This window comes from Halanaerobaculum tunisiense (assembly GCF_054657635.1).
In genome coordinates, this window is record NZ_BAAHYI010000007.1 from 48,672 (window position 1) to 73,236 (window position 24,565).

Here is a 24,565-nt window from a genome sequence, read left to right on the forward strand (position 1 = left end):
AGTTAACTAATTTATAAGAAACTTTTGTTAGACAAAATTTTACTTGCTACTTCTTCAATTGATTTATTAGTTACATTAATCTTCATATCTCCTATGTCATTAATAATTTTTTCTGCAAAACTAATTTCATCTAAAATTTTACTCATTTGCGTATAATCAGATTGATAATTAAAATTCATTTCTTTCACTCTTTCTGTTCTAACCTGTTGTAAAGCCATAGGATCAATTGTTAAACCTACTATCTTATCAGATGATAACCTATATAATTTTACAGGAGGAGAAACTTTAGGAATTAGAGGAATATTAGCTACTTTATAACCTTGATGTGCTAAATACATACTTAACGGAGTCTTAGATGTCCTAGAAATCCCAATTAAAACTATATCTGCTTCTCCTAACCTTTCTATGCACTGTCCATCATCACAATTTACAGTAAATTCTATACAATCTATTCTTTCAAAATATTTATTATCAATCTTATGATTTAAACCCGGCTCTAATTGGGGTGAATCATTTAACACTTGGGTAAATTTAGAAATAATTGACCCCATAATATCTATTACCGGAATATTAAATTTCTCTGCTTTATCTTCTATGTAATTACATAATTCTGGTTTTATCAAAGTATATATTAAAATAACTTTTTGCTCTTTTTTTACTCTGTCAACTACTTTAGTCAATTTATTCATATTCGTTATTTTATTAAATTTTCTTATTTCAATTGTATCAGGATTAAATTGACTAACTACTGCATCAACTACAGTTTCAGCTGTTTTACCAGTAGAATCAGATATAATAAATATTACCAATTTCCCATCAGCAGTAATTTTTGTCCCTCCTTCAATCTAACATAGATAATATTTGACTGGATATCTCTTCAATAGAAGTATCAGTTATATCAATAACTTGACAATCTAACTTATTCATAATCTGTTGAGCATATTTTAATTCTTCTTTGATTCTTTCTAACTTAATATAACTAATCTTATAGTTAACATCCATTAACTTCAATCTTTGTTGTCTAATTCTTTGTAATGTAACCGGATCAATTGTTAGTCCAATTATTTTTTCGGAAGGTAAATTATAAACTTCTTGTGGAATTTCTACTTCTGGCGATAAAGAAATATTAGCAACTTTATGATTATACCGAGCCAAATACATACTTAATGGAGTTTTATAGGTTCTAGAAACTCCAATTAGTACAAAATCAGCTTCAGTTAATTTATTTAGATCCTTTCCATCATCTGATCTAATGTTAAAATTCATACAAGACTTGCGCTTAACAACTCCCTGATCTACATTATGACTTAATCCTACCTCTAACTGAGGTTGTTGGTTTAAAATTTGTGAAAACTGATTCATAAATGGTCCCATAATATCCATTATTGGAATATCATATTTAGCTGCTTCTTCCTCTATATACTCACATAACTCTGGTAATATCAAAGTATAAGCTAAAATCACATTCTGTTCTTCCTTTTTAGCCTGACTAATTATATCCGTTAAATTATCTATTGTAGATACATTAGTAAATTTCTTTTTTTCAATTTGCTCCATATCAAATTGAATAACTATCGAATTAATCATTGTTTCAACTGTCTTACCAGTAGAATCTGATATTAAATATATAATATAATTACTATCAATCACTATGATCAATTCCTCCTTCTTAAATTTCTATTCCAAAATCAGCAAACACTCGAGTAATATTAGTTTTACTTACCTTTCCAATTACTTTTAAATTGCGTTCTTTAGAATCATCTAACTGTTTATCTAATTCTTCAACTACTGGTACTCCATCAATTTCATAATCAGCTATCTTTTTAGCTGCTTCTAAAATAGTATCTTCATCTTTAACAGTAACAATATGAGGCATTCTAGTCATAGCTATACTAACTGGAACTTGATTCATATCTGTTTCTCCCATTGTTATTTTTAATAAATCTTTTCTAGAAATAACACCCACTAAAGATTCACTATCATCTATTATAAAAATAGATCCAGTATCTTCTAAAAATAAAGTTACTATTGCATCATAAATAGAATTATTTTCTTCTTTTATTACCACAGGGGCTGATTTAATTTCCTTCACTTTCTTACCATATAATTCATCAAAATCGTTTAAATATGAATTATCCTGAGAATGAAAATAACCTACTTTAGGCTTTGCTTCTAATATATTAGCCATAGTTAAAACAGATAAATCAGATCGTAAAGCTCCTCTAGTTAAATTTAATTGTTTAGCTATTTCTTTACTGGGAATCGGCTCATTATTTTTTACTATTTCAATTATTTTCTTTTGCCGTTTACTTAAATTGATAGCAACCACTCCCTTTCAACCTAAATCCTATATTTAATTACATATCTATTATAATAAGTAATAAGTCATTTGAAAAAACTAGCAATTATTTCACACTATTAATAAATGAAGAAATACTAAGTTTATCCCTTCCAATTTCCCGTCCGTCTACTTTAATAACTCCTTCTACAATTTGTGAATTAATCTGCTTCTTACTCAATAACTCCCTAATATCAAATAATACAATTAAATCTTTTCCGACTTTTTTTATTTGAGATACACTAACCCCATCTCCAGTAACTTGAAATCCAAATTGTTCTACTCCAAAAAATTTAATCTCTTCTACTGACAATATGCAATTACTAATTTTTACAGATAAATATCCAAACTGATCTAACATACCTAAAATTTCTACACTACTTTGTTTTTGCTTTTGATTTAAATTATTCATTTTAATCCTCCTCTTTCATTAACTACATAATTCAACTTTAGCTACTTGCTTATTACTTGCACTAACCTTAGTTAATTGGTTATCACTTAAAGTTCTTATCTCTCTAATATATTGATTTCCTGGTTGGCTACTTATTACAAGAGAATGTGTTTTATTCTCCTGTACTCCAGTTAATAACTCACCATCTGTTATCCCAGTCATAGCAAAAATAATGTTTTCTCCTGTAACTAAATCATCAATAGTAAATACCTTATTAATATCACTAATCCCCATTTTTAAAGCTTGGTTAATTTCACTTTGATTACGAGGATGTAATTGAACCTGCATATCTCCACCCAAACATTTTAGAGCAGCTGCTGTTAAAACTCCTTCTGGAGCACCACCAATTCCCATTAATACATCAACATCTATTTCACCTAATGCAGTAACTATTCCAGCAACTGAATCTACAGCATTTATTAGTTTAACTTTAGCTCCTGTATTTCTTACTTCTTTAATCAACTCTTTATGACGATGTCTATCTAAAATAACTACTGTTAACTCACAAGCATCTACTCCTTTAGCTTTAGCTATAGCTTTTATATTCTCAGTTGGAGTAGCTGTTAAATCAATTATCCCTTTAGCTTCAGGACCAACAGCTATTTTATCCATATACATATCAGGCGCCTTAAATAAGTTACCTTTATCAGAAGCAGCCACCATAGCTAAAGAATTAGGTAAATCATTAGCTGCCAAATCAGTTCCTTCAACCGGGTCAACTGCTATATCTAATTCTTTACTACCACACCCTACTTTTTCTCCAGTATACAAAGCTGGAGCTTTGTCTTTCGGTCCTTCTCCAATTACTATCTCACCTTTAATATTAATAGTAGCAAAAGTTTCTCGCATAGCGTCTACTGCAGCTTGATCAACTGCAATTTTATCTTCCTTACCAACCAATTGGGAAGCAGCTAAAGCAGCCTGCTCTGTTACTTTAACAAATTTTAAAGCTAACGAATTCATACCTGCTGATCAACTCCTCTATATTTGTAAATTTATAATTAATACTACACTACCTACCCAACAATACTAATTTGCTCGCTTTAACTCTCTATAAATTCTATTATCCTGAATATCCTGATTTTCCTGTAAATAATCAATAGCTGTTAATCCATTAACAGTAACTGCTTGGGGGTCGGCTCCCTGCTCAAGTAAAATAGACATTGTCTGCCAATCACTATCTTGAGCCGCTATCATTAAAGGAGTTCTATCTTTCTGATCTCTAGAGTTAACATTTGCTCCGGCTGCAATTAATTTATTTAATAATTCTGGCTGAGGATGATTTTTAATAACCCAACTTAAAGGAGTGATTCCTGAATGGTCTGGTTGATTAATATCTGCTCCAGCTGTAAGTAAAATTGAGATTAAATCTTGACTCTTTTCATTTTCAGTAGCATACATTAGTGCTGTTCTCCCTAATCCTTCTTGGGCATTCACATCTGCTCCAGCCGCCAATAAAGCTTTAGTTATCTCTAAGTTAGTATTATACCGTACAGCATACATTAAAGGCGTCTTCCCCACTCCAGAATGACTATTAACATTGGCCCCAGCAGAAATTAGAGTAGTAATTACTTCCTGATTAGTACTATACCAAGCTGCAAACATCAAAGCAGTCGTTCCTGCTCTATTACGGGCTGTAACATCAACTCCTGAAGCAACTAGTGACTTAACTGTATCTAAATCAGCATTATTTTGTAAGGCCTGCATCAACATAGTATCTCCATAGTTATTTCTTTCTCTTGACTTTTTATCTGTTCTCATTGACATAGCTACCAAACTAATCCCTCCTCAAGATATAAATCAATTTCTCTACCATGTATTATACTCATCTTTCAACTATATTATACTGATTAAAGAGATAAAATGCAACACTTTTAGCTTAAAAAGTATAATTATTTATCATATTAGGTTTAATGTAGTACACTATATCCTTTTTATTGTACTTTTAATGAGTGCTATTCCTTTTTTTATCTTCCTAATATTTTTTATATCCATATTATAACATTTATTATATATATTTCAATAAATCAGCTAAAAAAAACCCTGGATCTAAAATAGATCCAGGGCCAACTTTAAATTGATTTAGTTGTTAATCAATTACAATCTGCTCTAAATCAGCTACTTGTGATAATAACTTCGCTACTAATTTTAATAAACTCAAGCGATTTTCTTTTATTTCCTGATCTTCAGCCATAACTCGTACAGCATCAAATACAGCATCAACTGCCTCTTTAATAGTAACTAACTCCTCTAGAGCTGTACTATAATCCTGTTCAGCTAATAGTTGATCTACTTTAGCTTTTAATTCTTTATAAGTAGTATATAATTCTTCCTCAGCATCAGATGTAAATAATTCCTGATCGATTTCGACTTCTTCAGGAGCCTTCTGAGCTAAATTATTGACTCGATTAAAGACTTCAATTAAATCTATAAATTGCTCATTAGTTCTAAAGTCCATTACTGCCTTAGCTCTTGTTAGAGTATCATCTAGATCAACATAATTAGTAGCTAAAATAGCATCTCTAACATCATATCTTATACCTTCTTCTTCTAATAACTTCTCTAATCTTAACTTAAAGAAGTCAATTATATCTTCTTTAACCTCAGCTTCTGATCGTTGAATCTTATCAGCTAATAACTTTAAAGCAGGATCAATTAAACTATCTAAGGTAATATCTAATTCCGTCTCAGCAATAATTCTTACAATTCCTTGGGCTTGCCGTCTTAAAGCATAAGGATCTTGCGAACCTGTCGGAATTATTCCGACACTAAAGCAAGCTACAATATTATCAATCTTATCAGCAATACTGACTACTTGACCTACCTTAGTCTCTGGTAAAATATCCTCAGCATAGCGTGGTAGATAATGTTCAAAGATAGCTGTAGCTACTTCTTCGTCTTCTCCATCCAATAAAGCATATTCACGGCCCATTACTCCTTGTAATTTGGAGAATTCATTAACCATTTCTGTTACCAAATCAGCTTTAGCTAACTTTGCTGCTCTAGTTGCCTGGTCTACTTGGCCAGAAGTTAACTCTAGTTGCTGACCAAATTCCTCAGCTAAAGCAATCATTCGATCTACCTTATCATAGATAGTACCTAAATCTTCCTGGAAGATAATATCTTTTAACTCTTCTACTTTAGACTCTAAACTTTCTGTTTGGTCTTCTTCGTAGAAAAACTTAGCATCTGCTAACCGAGCCTGAAGTACTTTTTCATTTCCTTCTCGGACAGTAGCAATATGTTCAGCAGTTCCATTTCTAACAGTGACAAATAGATTTTCTAATTCTTCTGCATTATTTTCTACTGGAAAATACCATTGATGTTCACGCATAGAAGTGATTAGTACCTCAGATGGTAACTCTAAAAACTGCTGCTCAAAACTACCACATAAAGCAGTAGGATACTCAACTAAGAAGTTAACCTCTGTTAACAATTCATCATCTACAATAACATTAACTCCTTGATCTGCTTCAATCGCTTCTATCTGGTCTACTATCATCTTTTGGCGCTGCTGATGATCAGCAATCACATACTCTTCTTCTAGAGTGGAAAAATAAGCAGCTGGCTGAGTGACTTCTACTTGACCAGAACTTAAAAATCTATGTCCTCTACTCCAAGTAGCAGTCTCGACTCCAGCTACAGAAAAGTCAATCTTTTCTGTTCCGTATAAGGCTAACAACCACTTAATCGGCCGAATAAAACTCATCTCTTGGTTGCCCCACCGCATAGCCTTAGGAAATTCCAAGTCAGTAATTATTTCTGGTAAAATTTCTGGTAGTAACTCTTCTGTATTCTTTCCTTGTTCTGTACTACAAGCAAAAACATACTCGCCATTATCAGTATCTCTAATTTCTAATTCTTCTGGAGTTAACCCTTGTCCTTTAGCAAACCCACTACCAGCTTTAGTAGGATTTCCTTCCTCATCAAAAGCAATATTTTTAGCTGGACCACGGATTTCTTTATGTAAATCATCCTGTTTATCAGCTACATCTTTAAGGTATAATACCAAGCGCCTTGGAGTACCAGTTGCCTTAATATTACCTACTTCAATCCGCTGGTTAGAAAATTTTTCTTGGGCCAACTCTTCTAATTGTTCAAAAGTAGAGAGCATAAATCTAGCCGGAATTTCTTCGGTCCCAATCTCTAATAATAGATCCTTACTCATCATTCTGTCCCTCCTTTAACAATGGATAACCTAACTCTTCTCGCTGCTGAACATAAGCTCGAGCACAAGCTTTAGCTAAATCGCGGACCCGACTAATATAACTAGTCCGTTCTGTAACTGAAATAGCCCCGCGAGCATCCAACAGATTAAATGTATGAGAACACTTTAGTACATAATCATAAGCCGGAAGTACTAAACCTTTATCGATTACACTTTGAGCTTCATCCTCATATAAGTTAAATAAAGTTAATAACTTATCAATATCTGCCTCTTCAAAATTATATGTAGAATGTTCTACTTCACCTTGATGGTGGACATCTCCATACTTAACATCTGCCACCCACTCAATATCATAGACACTATCTACTTCTTGTAAATACATAGCAATTCTTTCTAAGCCATAAGTCAGTTCTACAGGAATAGGCTGACACTCAATGCCACCAACTTGCTGAAAATAAGTGAATTGCGTAATCTCCATTCCATCAAGCCAGACTTCCCAACCAAGTCCCCAAGCACCTGTTGTTGGATTTTCCCAGTTATCCTCTACAAAACGAATATCATGCTTTCCTGGATCAATACCTAAAGCTTCTAAACTCTTAAGATAAATTTCTTGAATATTATCCGGTGAAGGTTTCATAATCACCTGATATTGATAATAATGTTGTAACCGATTAGGATTTTCCCCATATCGTCCATCATCTGGTCTTCGACAGGGCTCTACGTAAGCTACATTCCATGGTTCAGGGCCTAAAGACCGTAAAAGAGTAGATGGATTCATTGTTCCTGCCCCTACTTCTACATCATAGGGTTGTCTAATAACACATTCTTGTTCGGACCAAAACTGATTTAAAGTATTAATTATTTCCTGAAACTCCACAACGAATTCCCTCCCATATGTTAGTTGACAGTTGATAGTTGATAATTGATAGTTAACAGTGAATAGTTAAAAAACTATAAACTATACACTGTTAACTATCAACTCATCAGAAAAAACCCCCTCCCTAATAGTCACCTACCAGGGACGAGGCTGCCTCCACCCTGCTACTTTATCGCAGCATTTTTTTCTCTTAATATATCAAAGATTACTTAACTTGTCAATTTAGCCTGCTAACGACGCTCCACTTTGATATCGTACTGGGAAGCTACAGCTGCTATAGCAGCTACTGCTGATAAATAAGGGGCTAAAATAACTCCCACTACTCCAGCAGTAACAGGAATATCCACTAACACCTGTCCTTCTTTATTAATAATAATTCGCGTCACATTCCCTTGTTTAAGCAACTCTTTTACTTTAGCAACTAACTGGTCACCGCCTACTTGAAAACGATTTGATCTTCGCTTCTTCTGGTGCTGTTTTTTAGTGTCTTGTTCTTGTTCTCCAGTCTCTCTTTGCCTAGTCTGTTCTTGATTAGTACTTCTATTATTAGAGGTAGCTTGATTATCAATAGCAAGTACTGCTTCCAAAATATCTCCTTGGGCATCTTGTAAAGCCTTACTAGCTTCCTTGTAACTAGCTCCTGTCCGTTCTACTATAATGTCTAGTTTATTTAGTTCCTCCATTATTTTCCTCCTTGGATATCTGATAGATTCTGTAAAAAGGAGAGAGACTTTAATCTTTTTTCAATAATCATCTCAATATAAGCAGGAATGATTGTAGCTAATTGCTGGTTAGCATAGTCTGGTAATTGCAAACGTAATAGCCGTCTATAATCCAGTTGTAATAACTGTTGCATAAACTTGACAGTCCCCCAACTAATGTCTCTTACTTCTCCACTAGCACAACTAGCACAGACTAAGCTACCCTCTGTTAAGCTAAATTTGATCTCTTCATCTAACTGACTATTACATTTAATACAATTACTTAATTGTGGTCGGTAACCTAATAAAGCCAATAACTTTAATTCAAAAGCCCTAATTAATAAATCCAATTCCTCAAGCTGAGTTAATAACTGCAGAGTCAAGACTGATAATTTAAATATATCCTGGTTAGCCTGATAAAGAACTGTTAATTCATTAATCAATTCGGCCAGATAAGAAGCCGTTCCCATCTTGACGATATTATCTCTTAAACTACTAAATGATTCTTTAATTTCACATTGACTCAATCTAGCCAACTCTGATTTCCCTTGGTAGACAACTACATGATTATAGGTGAAAGGCTCTAAGCCAGCTGCTAAAGTACTTTTGGTCTTGCGAATCCCATTAGCAACTACTTTAATCTTTCCCTTCGCTCTAGTAAATAAAATAACTATCTTATCTGCTTCTCCTAATTCATAGTGGCGTAAAACAATAGCATCTGTATCAAACAGGCTCATTAATATCAATCCTTTTAGTTAGTATCTAGTATACCTATTCTTATATTCTTCTATACGCAAAGGGAAACTCCTCTCTGATACAGATGATTTTAGTTCCTTACTTTATTACTTATCATTTCCTAATTATTAAATAATATTAATTCATTTGCAATATTTAATCTTCCTTTGGTTTAACCACTGAAATAGCATTTCTAGTCCCGATTCGATTAGCACCAGCATCTAACATCTTAATTGCATCATCAAAATTCTCAACTCCACCATAAGTTTCTACTCCAATACCACGACCTACTATTTTTCTTATCAGTGCTACAGCATCTAAGTCTGGTTCCTCAGCTGGACTAAAACCAGTACTAGTTTTAATAAAATCAATCCCAAATTCTTTTAGAAATTTAGCTATATAGTCTAATTCTTCTGCAGTTAAATAATAAGTTTCAATAATCGCCTTAGTAATAATATCTTTAGTAACTCCTGATAACTTAGTAGCTTCAATTACTGGTTTGATACTTTCTTCAATATTAGCCCAATTTTTATTCTTAATATCTCCAGTATTAATTACTACTTCTACCTCTTGAGCCCCATTATCTAAAGCATTTTTGGTTTCATAAGCCTTAGCCTTAGGAGTCGACGCACCTAAGGGAAAACCTATTACAGTAGATACTTTAACGGAAGTATCATGTAATAACTGATTAGCTAAAGGCACAAAACAAGGATTAACACAGACAGCTACTAAATTATACTCCTTAGCTTCCTGACAGATTTGCTTTATATCAGCTACAGTAGCCAAAGGATCTAACTTGGTATAATCAACTATTTTAACCATATCCTTAGGTTTAATTGCCATTTAAATCAGCTCCTTATTCTTTAATTAATTTACATTAAGTACTCAATAAATAACTTAGCTAAACTAAAATAAATAAATAAACCTGATACATCTATTAAAGTAGTAATAAATGGGCCAGCTGCTACAGCAGGGTCAGCTCCTAAGTAATTAATAAGAAAAGGCATAATAGTACCTACTATAGTAGCCCATAATATTGTACAAAACATAGCTACACCAACGACTATTCCTAACATATAACTTGCTTGCCACAAAGTAGCTACTAAACCAATAATCAAGCCACACCATAAAGCAGTCACGCCACCAACTTTAAATTCATTCCATAAATAAAGACCAATTTCCTGAGGATCAATATCTCCTGTTCCTAAACCACGGACTACAATCGCTAAAGATTGTGTTCCCGCATTACCACCAGTTCCTGTCAAAGTAGGGATAAAAAAGGTTAAAGCTACTACTGAAGAAATAGCACTAGAGAAATTACCAATCACTGTTCCTGAAAGCATACTAGCAAATAATAAAATAGTCAACCACGGCAATCTTTTAAAAGCACGACCGAGGATTGTCTCATATTTAGCATCTAACTCCCTTTCTTCAGTTGCTGCCATCTTATAAATATCTTCTGTTGCCTCTTCCTCAATCACGTCTAAGGCATCATCTACAGTAATAATACCTAATAACTGCTGTTCTTCATTGACTACTGGAATAGCCAATAAATCATACTTAGAGATAATATTAGCTACTTCCTCCTGATCCAAATCCAGAGGAACGTCAATTACTTGCTCCTGCATTAAGTCTGTTATCTGGGCAGTAGGATCAGCTGTAATTAATTCTCGCATAGACATAACACCCACTAATTTCTGATTGGAATTAACAACATACAGATAGTAGATCATTTCAGCTTTAGTAGCTACTTTTCTGATGGTAGCTAAAGCCTGCTGAGCTGTTTTATCTTCCTTAATTGCAATGTATTCAGTAGTCATAATCCCGCCAGCACTTTCTTCATCATAACCTAATAAATCCTGGATCTGTTGCGCATCCTCTTGCTTCATCAGCTCCAATAATTCTTTACTTTTGCCAATAGATATAACTTCAATTAAATCAGCTATATCATCAGCATACATGTTATCCAGGATCACTCTTAGCTGTTTAGCTTCTAAAAAATTCAATAAATCTCTCCGAGTAGAAGGATCTAGCTCAGTTAAAGAAAAAGCTATCTTCTGAAGTGGCAAATACGGTAGTACAAACCTTGTCTCTGCAGTAGATAGCTCTTTTAATAATTCGGCAATATCAGCTGGATATAAATCAGCTAAAAAAATCTCTACCTTTGTTTCAGCTTCGGCTGCAATCTTCTCTTTTAGCTCAACTAATAACTTTTCTGTCTTATGGTCCATATAATCATCCTCGATATCCTAACATCTGTAGGGCATCCTCTTTCTCTCGCCAATTTTTCTCTACTTTAACCCATAAATCTAAAAACACCTTAGTCCCTAATAACTTCTCTATTTCTTCTCTAGCTGCAGTACCGATCTTTTTTAGCATTTGGCCTTGTTTGCCAATCAGAATTCCTTTTTGCGACTTTCGTTCTACATAAATATTAGCCCTAAGATCAATTAATTCCTGGTCTTGTCGTTCATTAAACTCAATAACCTCTACTGCTACTGAATGAGGAACTTCCTCATGGGTATAATCAAGAACTTTTTCCCGGACCAGTTCAGCAACAAGAAACTGTTCGATTTGATCAGTAATCATATCTGCTGGATAATACTGCGGGCCAGTAGGTAATAAATCCACCATTTCTTCAATTAAATAATCTAAATTGATCTCATTTAAAGCAGAAATGGTAACTAGGTCCTTAAAATCGGCTAGTCTTTCGTAAGCTGTAATCCGGTCGGCTAATTTCTCCTTAGCCAATGTATCAATTTTATTAACTACTAATAATACTGGAGTGTCTAAACCAGATAATTGGCTAGCAATTCTTTTATCATCCTTGTTAGGAGGATAATTAGCATCAACCATAAATAAGACTACATCAATATCCTCTAAGGTCTGATAGGCTACTTGATTTAAATAATTTCCCATCTTATCTTCAGGGCGATGGATACCTGGCGTATCAAGAAAAACCAATTGCGCTTGGTCTAAAGTCAAAACACATTGAATCTGATTCCGAGTTGTTTGAGCTTTCCGGGAAGTAATAGCTATCTTTTCTCCAATCAATTGGTTAACTAGCGTTGATTTACCAACATTAGGTTGTCCAACTACTGTAATAAAACCTGATTTAAAATTCTTCTCTGTTTCTAGTTGATTCATCTTCTTCCCTCCTTAAATGTTATAAGTTTAGGTAAATAATCAATCTATCTTCAGCTGGCCCGTATTCCGCCTGGCGAAAATCTATCTTCTGGAAACCAAATTTACGATATAACTTAACTGCTGGTTCGTTAGCTGGGTCAACTGTTAACTCTACCCTAGTAATCCCTAGTTTTTGCATCTGCTGTAAAGAATAATCTAGTAATTTTTGACCTAAACCTTGGCCCTGATATTCTTCTGAAATAGCAAGACCATATAAATAAGCTTGTTTAGGCTGGTCTAGATCCCGCATATATTCTATTACTCCTACAGGTTTATCTGCTTGATAAATTATATAAACTGCACCATGATGAATAAAGGGCACTAATCCCCACTGGTTCAATCCTCCAGCTCCAAAAGCTTCAGTTTCAATATCTACTAGCTGATCGATTATCTCTTGTTGAGTAGTGGTTAGTCTCTCTACTCTAAGTTGCATACTCTCCCTCCTGTTCTTCATTTGGTAGTACAGTACCAGCCGATATAATTAATTTTAATCCCTCTTCTACTGTCATATCTAAATAAGTTACCTCTTCTTTAGCTAATAAGACTAGATGACCAGACGTCGGATTAGGAGTAGTAGGAATAAAAATACTTACTAGTTCAGTTTCTGGCGCTAGCTTCCCTTCTATCCGATTAACTCCTTCTCGTGTCAAAAAACCAAGTTGATCAACTCCTTTCCGAGGATATTCTACTAAGACTACTTTCCGAAAAGCAGTCTTATTCTTCCAAAATAAAGCCTGAATTATCTGTTGAATACTTAAATAAATATTGCGTACTACTGGTATCTTAGTTAAAAGTTGCTCCCCCAATTCAATTAACTTCTTTCCTAACACATTAGTAGCTATAACCCCAACTCCTAAGATCAACCCTAGACTAATCAAAACACTTAAACCATAAATCCTATCTCCAATTAAGATTTCTATTAGCGGGCCAAAACCCTGTTCAACTATACTAACTAGTGTAAACAAGATATATATAGTGCCTAATAGCGGAAATAAGACTACTAAGCCAGTAATCAAATAATTCCGTAGCTGCTTTAACATCTAATCTTCCTCCTGATTATTAGCTGTATCTGATTCAGTTTCAGTCACAAAAGATTTAATCTTAACCTGGGAAATCCTCCGCTGGACTACTTTTTCTACTTCAATAGTCAGATCTTCAAATTCTATTTTCTCCCCCGCTTCAGGCACATAACCTAACATACTTAAGATAAAACCACTAATTGTCTCGTAATCCTCTTCTGGTAAATTAGCACCTAGCACCTGATTAATCTCATCAATATCAACTCTACCATCAACTAATAACTCATCTTCTTCAATCATCTTAATCAACTTTTCTTCCTCATCATATTCATCTTGAATATCGCCTACAATTTCCTCTAATAAATCTTCAATAGTAACTAAGCCAGCTGTTCCACCGTACTCATCCAGGATAATAGCCATATGTATCTTTTCTTTCTTTAATTCACTTAACAGATTATCCACTTTTTTTGTCTCTGGTACATAATAGGCAGGACGCATAATCTTTTGAATATTCAGTTCAGTCTTTTCTCTTAACAACGGCAATAAATCCTTAGCATAAACAATTCCCACTATATTATCAATCGTATCATTATAAACTGGAATCCGAGACAAACCTCTATCAACAACAGTATTAATCAGTTCCTCTAGAGAATCATTGATTTCTACACAGACCATATCAATTCTGGGAACTAATATCTCTTTTACTCTAGTATCATCAAATTCAAAAATACTATTAATCATCTGCTTTTCATCAGTCTCAATGACTCCTTCTCGCTCTCCCACAGTTAAGTACCTTCTAATCCTATCTTCGCTAATAAATGGTTTGGAGGTCTGCTCTCCCTCTCGACCACCAGTCATCAAACCAGTTATTATATTTAACACCTTTACTACTGGATAAAAGAAATAATAACAGATCTCAATCGGACGAGCTACAGTCAAAGAAAACTGTAAAGCCTTACTATTAGCTATTGACTTAGGAGTGATCTCGCCAAAAATCAATAGTAATAGAGTAACTAACCCAGTAGCTATACCCACCCCAGCATTGCCAAAGATATCGATAGCTATCTTAGTCGCAATAGAGGAAGCAGCAATATTAACTAAATTATTGCCTACTAAAATAGTGGATATTAATCTATCTGGGGTACTTAACAATTTTTCTAAGATAGCAGCTTTAGCATTTCCTTCTTGCTGTAAATGTCTAATTTCAATCTTATTAACTGACATAAGGGCAGTCTCTGAACCAGAAAAGAAAGCCGAACCACATAAGAGTAAGAAAAAACTAACTGGTTCAACTACTTCCGTAATCTCCATACATCAAAGCCTCCTTTAAATATTCCTCGATTACACTAATTATATACTACAAAATTTCTTAGCTATAGCCCTCCTTCAATCGAATATTTATAAATGTAATAACTGAAAAATTAATAAACCAACTAAAAAGCCAACTACTCCTCCTAGCAATACTTCCCAAAAGCTATGAATATTTCCTTCGATTCTACTTTGAGCTACTAAGAAAGCTAATAAAAACACAAGACTGATTACCAAAGCATTATTTACCAGAATAGAAATAATCACTACTAGACAAAAAGCAATAGCTGTGTGTCCACTAGGCATCCCACCCTGTAAAAAAGTACCTGATTTAAAATAAGCCTTAGTAATAATCACTACTAACATGACAATTGCCAAAGAAATAAAGGTCAAATGAATAGGAGTCTGCTGGACTTGCTGTAATAAACTCAAAGTCAACGGCCTAAAATCATTAAAAAAGATAATATAACCAATAATAAAAGCATTAATAGCTGTAACTAGTACCGCCCCAGCTGCAACATCTTTAATCATTTTCAACTGAGGATGAAAGTCCTGACTAATTAAATCACCTAGTGCTTCAATAGCTGTATTAATCATTTCAGCAAAAATAACTAAGGTAATGGTCATAAATAAAACCAATAGCTCCACTTTAGAGATATCAAATAACAGACCAGTTAATAATACTAGCCCCCCTAATCCAAAATGGAACTTCATATTTCTTTCTTCTTTTAAAACCTCAACGATACCAACTACAGCATAATTAAAACTCTTGATTAAATCATCAATCAATTTCATTAGTCTCTACTTAACCCCAATCTAGCTAAGATCTCTTCTTCTTTACTGCGCATTATCTCCCGTTCTTGCTGTTGCTTATGATTATGACCTAGTAAGTGTAACATCCCGTGAACAGTTAAAAATCCTACCTCTCTAGCTGAAGAATGATTATATTCTTTTGCTTGCTCTCTAGCTGTCTCTAGAGAAATAACAATATCACCTAATAAGTCTTCTTCTTCTTGTGGAAAGGATAATACATCAGTTGATTCATCTTGTTGTCTAAACTTCTTATTTAATTGCTGAATATAATCATTATCAACTACAGCTATACTTACTTCTGGCTCAGATTGTACTTCTGATTTTAGTACTTGGTTAACTACCTGCTGGATTATATCAACTACCTGGTCTTCTAACTCAGTCTCCGACTGTAAATTATTTATTAGAACTGTCATTTGCCTGGTCTCCTTTCTCAAATTGTTGCGCAATATTATCTGGGTATTCAATCCGATTATGAAAAATCCCCTTTAGAATACCAACAAAAGCAGTAGTTATTTTATCTAAATCCTGTAGTGTTAAATCTGACTCATCTAATTGACCACTATTTAATTTACTTTTGATTAAATCATTAACAAACTTTTCTAATTTATCCGGATTACTCTGAACAGCTACATTAGATCTGACTGCTGCCTCTACTGTATCAGCTAACATTATTAAAGCCGTCTCCTTAGTCTGGGGCTTAGGACCAGGATATCTAAATTCACTCTCATCTAGATTTTCATACTCGTCATCATAAGCTGCCTCCTGATAAAAATAATAGACTATACTAGTACCATGGTGTTGTTTTATAATATCAATTACTACTTGGGGGAGTTTATATTTTTGAGCCATCTCCACCCCATCTTTAACATGAGAAGTGATAATTAAGGTACTTAAATTAGGCGATAATTTATCATGAGGATTCTCATCTCCAATCTGATTTTCAGTAAAGAAGTAAGATCGTTTAATTTTACCTATATCATGATAATAAGCACCTACTCTAGCCAATAAAGAATCAGCTTCTACTTTATCAGCAGCTGCTTCAACTAAATTACCAACAATAATACTATGATGATAGGTTCCTGGAGCCTCTACTAGTAATTTTTTGAGTACAGGATGATTTGGATTGGATAATTCTAATAATTTAACTGGAGAAGTAATCCCAAATATATTCTCTACATAGGGCAATAATCCATTAGTAATAACTGCCACTATGATCCCATTTATTATACCCAAAGGAACTATTTTTAAAAAATTAACTACTTCTAAGCTAGGCCTAGTCAATAAAAAAGCAAATATCGTAGCTGAACTAGCTCCTCCTACAATAAAGCCAGCTCTTACTAAGTCTGATCTTTGACTTAATTTATTGACGCTATAAATCCCACTCAAGCCACCAATAGTTGCTACTATCATATCCGCCATACTTTTATCACTAACAACTGCTACTAAAAAGGATAATCCTACAGTAAATACAATTGCTAAATCACCATCTATTAACACAGTTACCAGAATTGAAGCTGCTGCCACTGGAACTATAAAAGAAGGATAGGTGATAGGTAGATAATTCATTATCTTAGCAAGTAATAAAATAATAATTGGTAATAAACCTATCAAAGCTAATTCACCCATATTCTCCAGGACATGATAGTGATACTGGTGAATATAAATTAATGTTACTGCTACAATAATCAAGGTGAGCAACATATAACCAATTATATTCAGATAATTTATCTGGGGATTACGTAAACCTAATATTTTTAATTTTTTCATATCCCGTTCAGTGACTACTCTACCATGGCGAATAATAATTTCTCCTTTATGGATTGTCTTTTTAACTGGCTCTACTTCCTGTTTAGCCTGTTCTTTCCTCTGTTGAGTAGCTTCTAAATCAAGAATCAAATTAGGCTTAATTAATTGTCTAGTAATCTTTTTAACTAGTGCATTATATTCTTGTGGTTGGCTTAAAATTGCTTCTGTATTTAATTGCTGTTTCACTTGGGCCAAATAATCACTCTTAACCCCGCGATCTAAATATTTCTCCAAAATAGATAAAATATTTTGGTGGAGATTATCCAACTTTTGCGGACTGATCTGTAATAAATAAACAAAATTATTTTCAGTTAATTCTAATTCACTTTCTTCCTGCAGAGTAGCCACTCTAGTCTCTAACTTCTTATCCTGACCTCTTAATTCTTCTACTTGCTCAAAAAAATGATTAACTTCCTCTTTGATCTCAACAGTGATTGCCGCTTCTTCTTTATAAACTTTAGATACAGCATTAGCAGCTTCTTCTTTTAATTCTCTAGTCCGCTGCTGGTCAACATATTTAACAGTTCTAGGGGCTTTAATATCATTTTCACTGACTTGTCCCACCTTTAAATTAACTTTATCCGGTAAAAAATCAATAGTAACCAGAATAATTAGGGAAATAACTATTAATATTCCCCAGACTATCCTCTGAAAGGACTTATTCTGATAAAACTCAACTTGATCAAAATTAAATTTATCTTGAATCCAAGACAAAAATCCCATAATATTCACTCCTAAAGTATTTACCCAAGGTCATCATAAGCAGCAATGATTTCTTTAACCAGATGATGTCTAACTACATCTCGGTTAGTTAAATAGACAAAATTAATTCCTGGAATCGATTTTAAAATTTCCTCCGCTTGTACTAAACCAGATCTTTTTTTATGTGGTAAATCAACCTGAGTAATATCACCATTGACTACTGCTTGAGAATTTCTTCCTAACCGAGTTAAAAACATCTTCATCTGTTCTTGAGTAGTATTTTGAGCTTCATCCAAAATAACAAAAGAATTCTTTAAAGTTCTCCCGCGCATATAAGCTAAAGGTGCTATTTCTATTACCTTTTCTTCTAGTAACTGATCAACTTTCCCCGTTCCTAAAACTTCATACAACGCATCATAAACAGGACGTAAATAAGGATCAACCTTCTCCTGTAAATCACCAGGTAGAAACCCTAAGTTTTCTCCTGCTTCAATAGCTGGCCTAGTCAAAATAATCTTTTTAACTTGGTCACTCATCAAAGCATTAACAGCCATTACCACTGCCAAAAAAGTCTTTCCGGTTCCCGCTGGACCAACCCCAAAAACAATATCATCCTGCCGAATAGCATCAAGATAGATCTTTTGTCCGATTGTCTTTGGTCTAATCTTTTGCCCAGAGCTAGTTACCTGAACCACATCAGAGTAGATATCTGTTAACGAAAAATCCTCTGCTGTAGCTAATTCAATAGCGTATTCTACTTCTTGCTGAGTCAAATTACCTTTCGCTTGGACTACTTTATCTAATTCCTGGAATAAATTTATTACTTGTTCAACGGGCTCTTTATCCCCTGTTATTTTAACTAAATTACCACGAGCTATAAGTTCAACAGCAAATTGATCCTCAATCAACTCCAAATTCTGATCTTGATTGCCAAAGATACTCATTGCTGCATGATTATTGCTTAATTTTAATTCTTCAGTTACTTGTACCAAATGTTTATTCCCTCCTAACTCCAATTTCTTCTTCTACTTCTACTAAGGCTTTAACTCTAACTAACTGCTGATTATTATCTCTAGTAATTAATTCTAGCTTACTATTTAATATTATAGCCTCTTTATCCAAGCCTTGCAAGATACTATTAACAGCTTTTTCTTTAGCTATCTGCTTAGCCTGCTTAAGAGACCTATCTTCTTTAACCTCTTTAACCTGAACATATTTCCTTATAACTACTTCTATAGGTAACTGCTGATTCCTCCATTGTGGCAAGGATTTTACATCTTTTTGAACTACAAAATTAGCATAAGGAGGCTTAGTAGGTCCCTTGATTACAAACTCACGATCATCAACTTTAACCACTAAACTGCTCTTATAATTACCTGTTGGCTGCTGATAGTGTTTAACTAGTTCAGCCTCACCATAACCTTCATACCAGACTTGAGCCTTGACTAATCCAGCTGCCTTAACTTGTTTAGTCTCTACCTCTATCTTAGATTCCTCTTCTGTAGCTATCTCTTCTGCTTTCTTTTTCACTTCTATGTTTTTACTAATTAAAATATCACCTTGGCTAACAGTAGTCCCCTCTTCTACTTGAGCAGTTCCGCGCAACACAATCAACTCACTAATTACCCCTGATTTAGCAGCTACAATATCAGCCGGCTTAACTTCGGTATCTATTAACTCCTTTTCTACTACCTCCACTACTAACTTAGTTCCCTTAAAGTAAGCATTGGCCCAGGATACTTCTGGCTTTTGTTGGATAATCATCTGCCTTAACTTATCCAAAGGTACATTGGATTTTAACACCCCAGGCTGAATTTTAACCTGCTCTAACAGAGAGGTGATCTCCTCTTTTGACAGTTTTTCAGTTCCTGTCACCTCTATAAATAAGACAAACTGGGATAGAATATAGATAGTTAAAATCACAATTAAAATACCAACTGCTAACATCCTCCTCCGTAATAATTTAGTCCACCAAAAAGGTAATCCTTTCTTTTGGTAAATTGCTACCTTACAATCTATAGTCCGGACTTTATTTTTTAATTCTTTAAAATCACTGAGATTAATATTTGCATAAAAAGTATCATCTATCCGTACAATATCCCACAGTTTAATCCCTTCTCGCATTAATTCATTGATCAACTTAGTAAATTGTTGACCAGTAATCTTTACTCGTAGATATCCTCGCCAAAATTCATATAATCTATTAAACATAATATCCTCCTTAACCTATAATAGGTCAAAACTTATATCAGATATCTTACCCATAACAATGATCTCTTCCTCTCGCAGTTGATCAATAATTAATTCTTTTCCGGTGATTAATAAACTTCCACGATAAGCTCTGATTTTAATCAACTCAGGTGTATATTTAATTATCCCCCGGTGATTTTCCACTTGTAATTTCAGATTCCCGATTAAAGAAATTCGAGGTAAATTAAGCACTACATCTCGAGGAAGGTCAAATAATTCAGCCAGTTTAGCTTTTAGCTTATCCTGCCTCCTCATTTAAATTCCTCCTTAATCTATATAAATATTATGTAAACTCTAAAATATTAATGACACCAAAAAATAAAAAAACCTGACAGCAACTGCCAGGTTGAAGTTAACTATTGTAATCTTTCTCTAACCAATTTATTAACTTGGTCACCATCTGCTTTACCTCTTACTTGGGGCATAATCGCACCCATAACTTGGCCCATATCACTCATATCCTGGGCTCCTACTTCCGCAATTGTCTCTTCGACTAAATCCACTAGTTCTTCGTCACTTAATTGTTCTGGTAAATACTCCTGTAAAATCTCTATCTCTTGTTTAGCTTGAGCTATTCTTTCTTCATCCCCAGCTTTTTCAAATTCTGCTAAAGATTCTTTAGTCTGCTTAACTAACTTAGATAATACCTTAATTAGCTCTTCCTCAGATAAATCCTTACCTTCACTAATTTCAGCATCTTTGATTTCAGCTCTAGCTTGTCTAATAACAGACAATCTATCCTTCTGTTGGTTCTTCATAGCTTCTTTCATATCAGCTAACAACTGATCCTGAATAGACATTTTAACTCCCCCTTAGAATTATTTTATCCTGGTGGCCACTGTAGATGACGACCTCCTAGTAAATGATAATGGATATGGTAGACTGTCTGTCCTCCTTGTTCTTTACAGTTACTTACCACTCGGAAACCATCTTCAGCTATTTCGAAATCTTTAGCTAACTTATTAGCTACCTGATAGATATGTCCTATCAGTTGCTGATCCTCTTCTTCTAGCTCCAATAAAGTGGCAATATGTTCTTTAGGTACAATCAATAAATGAACCGGCGCTTGGGGATTAACATCCTTAAAAGCAATTACTTGCTCATCTTCATAGACAATATCACTCTCCATCTCGCCAGCTACTATCTGACAAAATAAACAATCCTCCATTAGCTCCACCTCCTTAAATTTACAATTAACAATTTACAGTTTACAATTTAAAAAAAATTCAAAATCTATGAAGTTTGTTTTTAGATTTTAACTATCAACTCTCAAATATCAATTATACACTAATTACTAACCTTCTAGCTTGCCGAATAATTTTCCTTCTTTTTCCACTAGTTTAACCTCTACTAATTCACCAGCTAATTCATCTGGACCATCTACTAAAACTTTTAAGTAATTGTCAGTAAATCCTGTTAAGTAACCTGATCTACCATCTCGCTGTTCTTCTAATAATACCTGTAATTTAGTACCAACAAATTGCTGTTGATAATTAGTAGCTAACTCATCAGCTACCTGTCTTAACTTTTTACTCCGCTCTTTTTTTACTCTAGAATGAACTTGATCCGAAAATTCAGCTGCTGGAGTCCCTTCCCGAGGCGAATACTTAAAGACATGTAAATCACTAAACTCCAATTCTTCTACTAACTGACAAGTAGCAGCAAAATCCTGTTCACTAGAACCAGGAAAACCTACAATTACATCAGTAGTAATAGCGATTTCTGGAATCTCCGCCTTAATTTTAGCTACCATTTCTTTAAATTCTTGACTAGTATACGGCCGATTCATAACCTCAAGTATCCGGTCCGAACCACTCTGTAAGGGCAAATGTAAATGACGACATAACTTATCGGATTGGGCGATTAAATCAATCAGTTCAGCACTTACTTCTGTGCCCTCTATTGAACTAAGTCTAATCCGTTTGAGATCATCAATTTGGATTAATTCCTGGAGTAACTTTTCTAAATTTAGCTCCTCTTTATCTGCCCCGTACTCTCCTAGATGAATTCCAGTCAGAATAATCTCCTTAAATCCATGCTCGGCCAAACGTCTAGCTTCAGTTACTACATCTGTTAACTCCCGACTTCGGACTGCACCTCGAGCATAAGGAATAATACAGTAGGAACAAAACTGCTCACATCCTTCTTGAATCTTAATCGAAGCTCTAGTTCGTCCGGTAAAGTCATCTACTGCTACCTCTTCAAAGCTATCTTCTTGGGCTACTGATTGAACAAAATTAAGCGGCTGGTCGGCCTGAGCAGCTTGTTCAACAAAATTTACAATCTGACTCCGGGCTGCAGTACCAGCTATAAAATCTATCTCAGCACTATCTAATACTGTTTCTGGTTCTACCTGGGGATAGCAACCTACTACTCCTAAGATTGCCTCAGGATTCCTTCGTTTGGCCCGTCTAGTTATTTTACGTGACTTTCTAGCCCCTTGATGAGTCACTGTACAAGTATTAATAATGTAGATATCAGCTTGATCTTCAAAATCAACTAGCTGATAGTCTGCTTCCTCAAACTGAGCCATCATAGCTTCTGTATCATAACGATTAACCTTACAACCTAATGTATAAAAAGCAACCCGCTTCATAATTATCCTCCTAAGTCGCCTAAATCATACTGGGCTATTGATACTGCAGTAATCCCTGCTGTCTCTGATCGTAGAATCCGAGGGCCAAGACTGACAGACCTCATTCCAGCCTCTTTAACCTTAGTTACCTCTTCTGAACTAAATCCACCTTCAGGGCCAACAAAAATAACTATCTTCTTAGCCTCTTCTTCTTGCAAAATCTCCTTAATTCCTCTTGTCTCCTCATCTTCCCAAGGAATTAAAGCTAAATCATAGTCTGCTACCAAAGAAGAAACCACAGAAGAATCAATTACCTCTTCTACAGTAGGAACTTTAGCTCGCCGGGACTGCTTAGCTGCTGCTAAAGCCACCTTCTGCCACCGCTGCTGTCTTTTTTTAGCTTTGTCATCTGTTAGTTTAACTACAGTTCTTTTAGTTATAGTAGGAATGATTTTATCTACACCTAGTTCAGTACATTTTTCTACAATTAAGTCCATCTTCTTTTTCCGCTTAGGCAATCCCTGAACTAAGGTAATCTCTATTTCGGATTCTACTGGCCGAGCTAATTCTTCTCGGATTTGGCCCTCTACTACTTCATTGGAAGTAGCAATTAACTCAACTAAATATTTATTCTCCAGACCATCAGCTATAGTAATCTCATCTCCAGCCTGAAGGCGTAAAGCCCGAGTAATATGTTTGACATCAGAGCCAGTAATCAAGACTTGTTCTCCTCTGATGTCAGCTGGATCAACAAAAAAATGATTCATAATCTCACTCCCATCCACCTACAAGTGTCACCCATTCACCTTGTTGGACTCTCTTGTTAATTATAAACCCATACTCCTCTAGTTTATCCTTAATCTGCTCTTCTTTCTCCACAATAATCCCTGATAGAATAAACCTGCTATCTGCTGTTATTACTTGGGCCAAATCAGGAATTAAATCAAGAATAATATGCGGGAGCAAATTAGCTACTACTAATTCATAATCTTTAGCTACCACTTCTACTAAATCTCCAGTGGCAAACTCTATATCTTCCGCTACTTGATTTAACTGGGCATTCTCTCTTGCTGCTTCAATTGCTATAGGAGCAATATCTAAAGCAAAGATCTCTTCAACCCCTAACTTGGCAGCAGCAATAGCCAAAATACCTGTTCCTGTTCCAATATCTAATAGACTAATATCTTTAGTTGCATAATCTTCAATCAATTGTAAACAACTCTCTGTCGTTTCATGATGCCCAGTCCCAAAAGCCTGGCCTGGGTCAATATCAATTACAATCTCTTCTTCAGCTAGTTGATATTCTTCCCAGGTGGGCTTGATTACAATTCTATCTGTTATTTTTAATGGTTTGAAATTTTCCTTCCATTTACTAGCCCAATCCTTATTGACTACTTCCTCAACTTTTAGTTTACCACTACCAATATTTAAATCATACTCTTGTAACGAAGAAATTTTTTCCTGTAACTTAGTTAAGTCAATATCTGCTTGAAAATAAGCTTTAATTAATACCTCATCTTCCTTAGCTGTTAATTCTTCTTTAGAAATTCCTGCTACATTTAATTCCTCTAATAGATTACTAATTGCTGGATAAGCCTGATAAGTTGTACTAATCTGAATTTCTTGCCAGGACACG

Annotated in this window: 27 protein-coding genes; all 27 read right to left on the reverse strand. The window is 34.5% G+C overall.

Features of this window, described 5'->3' with window-relative positions; genetic code table 11:
- Positions 1-11: 11 nt before the first annotated feature.
- On the reverse strand, positions 12-809 hold the full coding sequence (locus ACYQ3D_RS07675; protein WP_459837555.1) for a pyruvate, water dikinase regulatory protein: 798 nt from the start codon (positions 807-809) through the stop codon (positions 12-14).
- Between the two features lie 31 nt (positions 810-840).
- Positions 841-1,650 (reverse strand): pyruvate, water dikinase regulatory protein, encoded by an 810-nt coding sequence (locus tag ACYQ3D_RS07680; protein ID WP_459837556.1) that lies wholly within the window; start codon positions 1,648-1,650, stop codon positions 841-843.
- Positions 1,651-1,669: 19 nt separating this feature from the next.
- Entirely contained in the window at positions 1,670-2,329 is a 660-nt protein-coding gene (gene ccpN / locus ACYQ3D_RS07685) for a transcriptional regulator CcpN (protein WP_459837557.1), read from the reverse strand.
- A 76-nt stretch (positions 2,330-2,405) separates the two neighbouring features.
- A complete protein-coding gene (locus ACYQ3D_RS07690) occupies positions 2,406-2,750 on the reverse strand; it encodes a hypothetical protein (RefSeq protein WP_459837558.1) in 345 nt (114 codons plus the stop codon).
- Positions 2,751-2,768: 18 nt separating this feature from the next.
- On the reverse strand, positions 2,769-3,752 hold the full coding sequence (gene glpX, locus ACYQ3D_RS07695) for a class II fructose-bisphosphatase (protein WP_459837560.1): 984 nt from the start codon (positions 3,750-3,752) through the stop codon (positions 2,769-2,771).
- Between the two features lie 66 nt (positions 3,753-3,818).
- Positions 3,819-4,556 carry an ankyrin repeat domain-containing protein gene (locus tag ACYQ3D_RS07700; protein ID WP_459837677.1) on the reverse strand — a complete coding sequence of 246 codons (738 nt, stop codon included), beginning with the start codon at positions 4,554-4,556 and terminating at the stop codon, positions 3,819-3,821.
- A gap of 322 nt (positions 4,557-4,878) precedes the next feature.
- Entirely contained in the window at positions 4,879-6,957 is a 2,079-nt protein-coding gene (gene glyS / locus ACYQ3D_RS07705; protein ID WP_459837562.1) for a glycine--tRNA ligase subunit beta, read from the reverse strand.
- Positions 6,950-7,834: a glycine--tRNA ligase subunit alpha gene (gene glyQ / locus ACYQ3D_RS07710; RefSeq protein WP_459837564.1), complete on the reverse strand. Its 885-nt coding sequence runs from the start codon at positions 7,832-7,834 to the stop codon at positions 6,950-6,952. The genes glyS and glyQ overlap by 8 nt, the downstream gene beginning before the upstream one ends.
- Before the next feature lie 230 nt (positions 7,835-8,064).
- Positions 8,065-8,517 (reverse strand): DUF4342 domain-containing protein, encoded by a 453-nt coding sequence (locus ACYQ3D_RS07715; RefSeq protein WP_459837566.1) that lies wholly within the window; start codon positions 8,515-8,517, stop codon positions 8,065-8,067.
- Complete coding sequence (gene recO / locus ACYQ3D_RS07720; RefSeq protein WP_459837567.1) at positions 8,517-9,272, reverse strand: DNA repair protein RecO; 756 nt, start codon at positions 9,270-9,272, stop codon at positions 8,517-8,519. The genes ACYQ3D_RS07715 and recO overlap by 1 nt, the downstream gene beginning before the upstream one ends.
- Before the next feature lie 154 nt (positions 9,273-9,426).
- Positions 9,427-10,113: a deoxyribose-phosphate aldolase gene (gene deoC, locus ACYQ3D_RS07725; RefSeq protein ID WP_459837569.1), complete on the reverse strand. Its 687-nt coding sequence runs from the start codon at positions 10,111-10,113 to the stop codon at positions 9,427-9,429.
- Positions 10,114-10,142: 29 nt separating this feature from the next.
- The gene (gene mgtE, locus ACYQ3D_RS07730; RefSeq protein ID WP_459837571.1) at positions 10,143-11,501 is read right to left on the reverse strand and encodes a magnesium transporter; all 1,359 of its coding nucleotides are present in this window, start codon (positions 11,499-11,501) and stop codon (positions 10,143-10,145) included.
- A gap of 4 nt (positions 11,502-11,505) precedes the next feature.
- Positions 11,506-12,417: a GTPase Era gene (era, locus tag ACYQ3D_RS07735; protein WP_459837572.1), complete on the reverse strand. Its 912-nt coding sequence runs from the start codon at positions 12,415-12,417 to the stop codon at positions 11,506-11,508.
- 19 nt (positions 12,418-12,436) lie between these two features.
- Positions 12,437-12,889, reverse strand: a complete 453-nt coding sequence (locus ACYQ3D_RS07740; RefSeq protein ID WP_459837574.1) for a GNAT family N-acetyltransferase — start codon at positions 12,887-12,889, stop codon at positions 12,437-12,439.
- Complete coding sequence (locus ACYQ3D_RS07745) at positions 12,879-13,496, reverse strand: DUF502 domain-containing protein (protein ID WP_459837577.1); 618 nt, start codon at positions 13,494-13,496, stop codon at positions 12,879-12,881. Before ACYQ3D_RS07745 ends, ACYQ3D_RS07740 begins: the two co-directional genes overlap by 11 nt.
- Positions 13,497-14,786 carry a hemolysin family protein gene (locus tag ACYQ3D_RS07750; protein ID WP_459837578.1) on the reverse strand — a complete coding sequence of 430 codons (1,290 nt, stop codon included), beginning with the start codon at positions 14,784-14,786 and terminating at the stop codon, positions 13,497-13,499. It abuts the gene before it with no gap.
- Between the two features lie 87 nt (positions 14,787-14,873).
- Entirely contained in the window at positions 14,874-15,578 is a 705-nt protein-coding gene (locus ACYQ3D_RS07755; RefSeq protein WP_459837579.1) for a diacylglycerol kinase, read from the reverse strand.
- Entirely contained in the window at positions 15,578-16,009 is a 432-nt protein-coding gene (gene ybeY / locus ACYQ3D_RS07760) for an rRNA maturation RNase YbeY (RefSeq protein ID WP_459837581.1), read from the reverse strand. Before ybeY ends, ACYQ3D_RS07755 begins: the two co-directional genes overlap by 1 nt.
- A complete protein-coding gene (locus tag ACYQ3D_RS07765) occupies positions 15,990-18,125 on the reverse strand; it encodes an HD family phosphohydrolase (RefSeq protein ID WP_459837582.1) in 2,136 nt (711 codons plus the stop codon). The genes ybeY and ACYQ3D_RS07765 overlap by 20 nt, the downstream gene beginning before the upstream one ends.
- Positions 18,126-18,145: 20 nt before the next feature.
- Positions 18,146-19,096, reverse strand: coding sequence for a PhoH family protein (locus tag ACYQ3D_RS07770; RefSeq protein ID WP_459837583.1), 951 nt, complete (start codon positions 19,094-19,096; stop codon positions 18,146-18,148).
- A gap of 4 nt (positions 19,097-19,100) precedes the next feature.
- Positions 19,101-20,315 carry a sporulation protein YqfD gene (gene yqfD, locus ACYQ3D_RS07775; RefSeq protein ID WP_459837584.1) on the reverse strand — a complete coding sequence of 405 codons (1,215 nt, stop codon included), beginning with the start codon at positions 20,313-20,315 and terminating at the stop codon, positions 19,101-19,103.
- Positions 20,316-20,330: 15 nt separating this feature from the next.
- The gene (gene yqfC, locus ACYQ3D_RS07780; protein ID WP_459837585.1) at positions 20,331-20,609 is read right to left on the reverse strand and encodes a sporulation protein YqfC; all 279 of its coding nucleotides are present in this window, start codon (positions 20,607-20,609) and stop codon (positions 20,331-20,333) included.
- A 101-nt stretch (positions 20,610-20,710) separates the two neighbouring features.
- Positions 20,711-21,154 (reverse strand): GatB/YqeY domain-containing protein, encoded by a 444-nt coding sequence (locus ACYQ3D_RS07785; RefSeq protein ID WP_459837587.1) that lies wholly within the window; start codon positions 21,152-21,154, stop codon positions 20,711-20,713.
- Between the two features lie 23 nt (positions 21,155-21,177).
- Positions 21,178-21,522 (reverse strand): histidine triad nucleotide-binding protein, encoded by a 345-nt coding sequence (locus ACYQ3D_RS07790; protein ID WP_459837588.1) that lies wholly within the window; start codon positions 21,520-21,522, stop codon positions 21,178-21,180.
- 126 nt (positions 21,523-21,648) lie between these two features.
- Positions 21,649-22,950, reverse strand: coding sequence for a tRNA (N(6)-L-threonylcarbamoyladenosine(37)-C(2))-methylthiotransferase MtaB (gene mtaB, locus ACYQ3D_RS07795; protein WP_459837589.1), 1,302 nt, complete (start codon positions 22,948-22,950; stop codon positions 21,649-21,651).
- Positions 22,951-22,952: 2 nt separating this feature from the next.
- Positions 22,953-23,696 (reverse strand): 16S rRNA (uracil(1498)-N(3))-methyltransferase, encoded by a 744-nt coding sequence (locus ACYQ3D_RS07800; protein WP_459837590.1) that lies wholly within the window; start codon positions 23,694-23,696, stop codon positions 22,953-22,955.
- Between the two features lie 4 nt (positions 23,697-23,700).
- Entirely contained in the window at positions 23,701-24,564 is an 864-nt protein-coding gene (prmA, locus tag ACYQ3D_RS07805) for a 50S ribosomal protein L11 methyltransferase (RefSeq protein WP_459837592.1), read from the reverse strand.
- Position 24,565 lies beyond the last annotated feature (1 nt).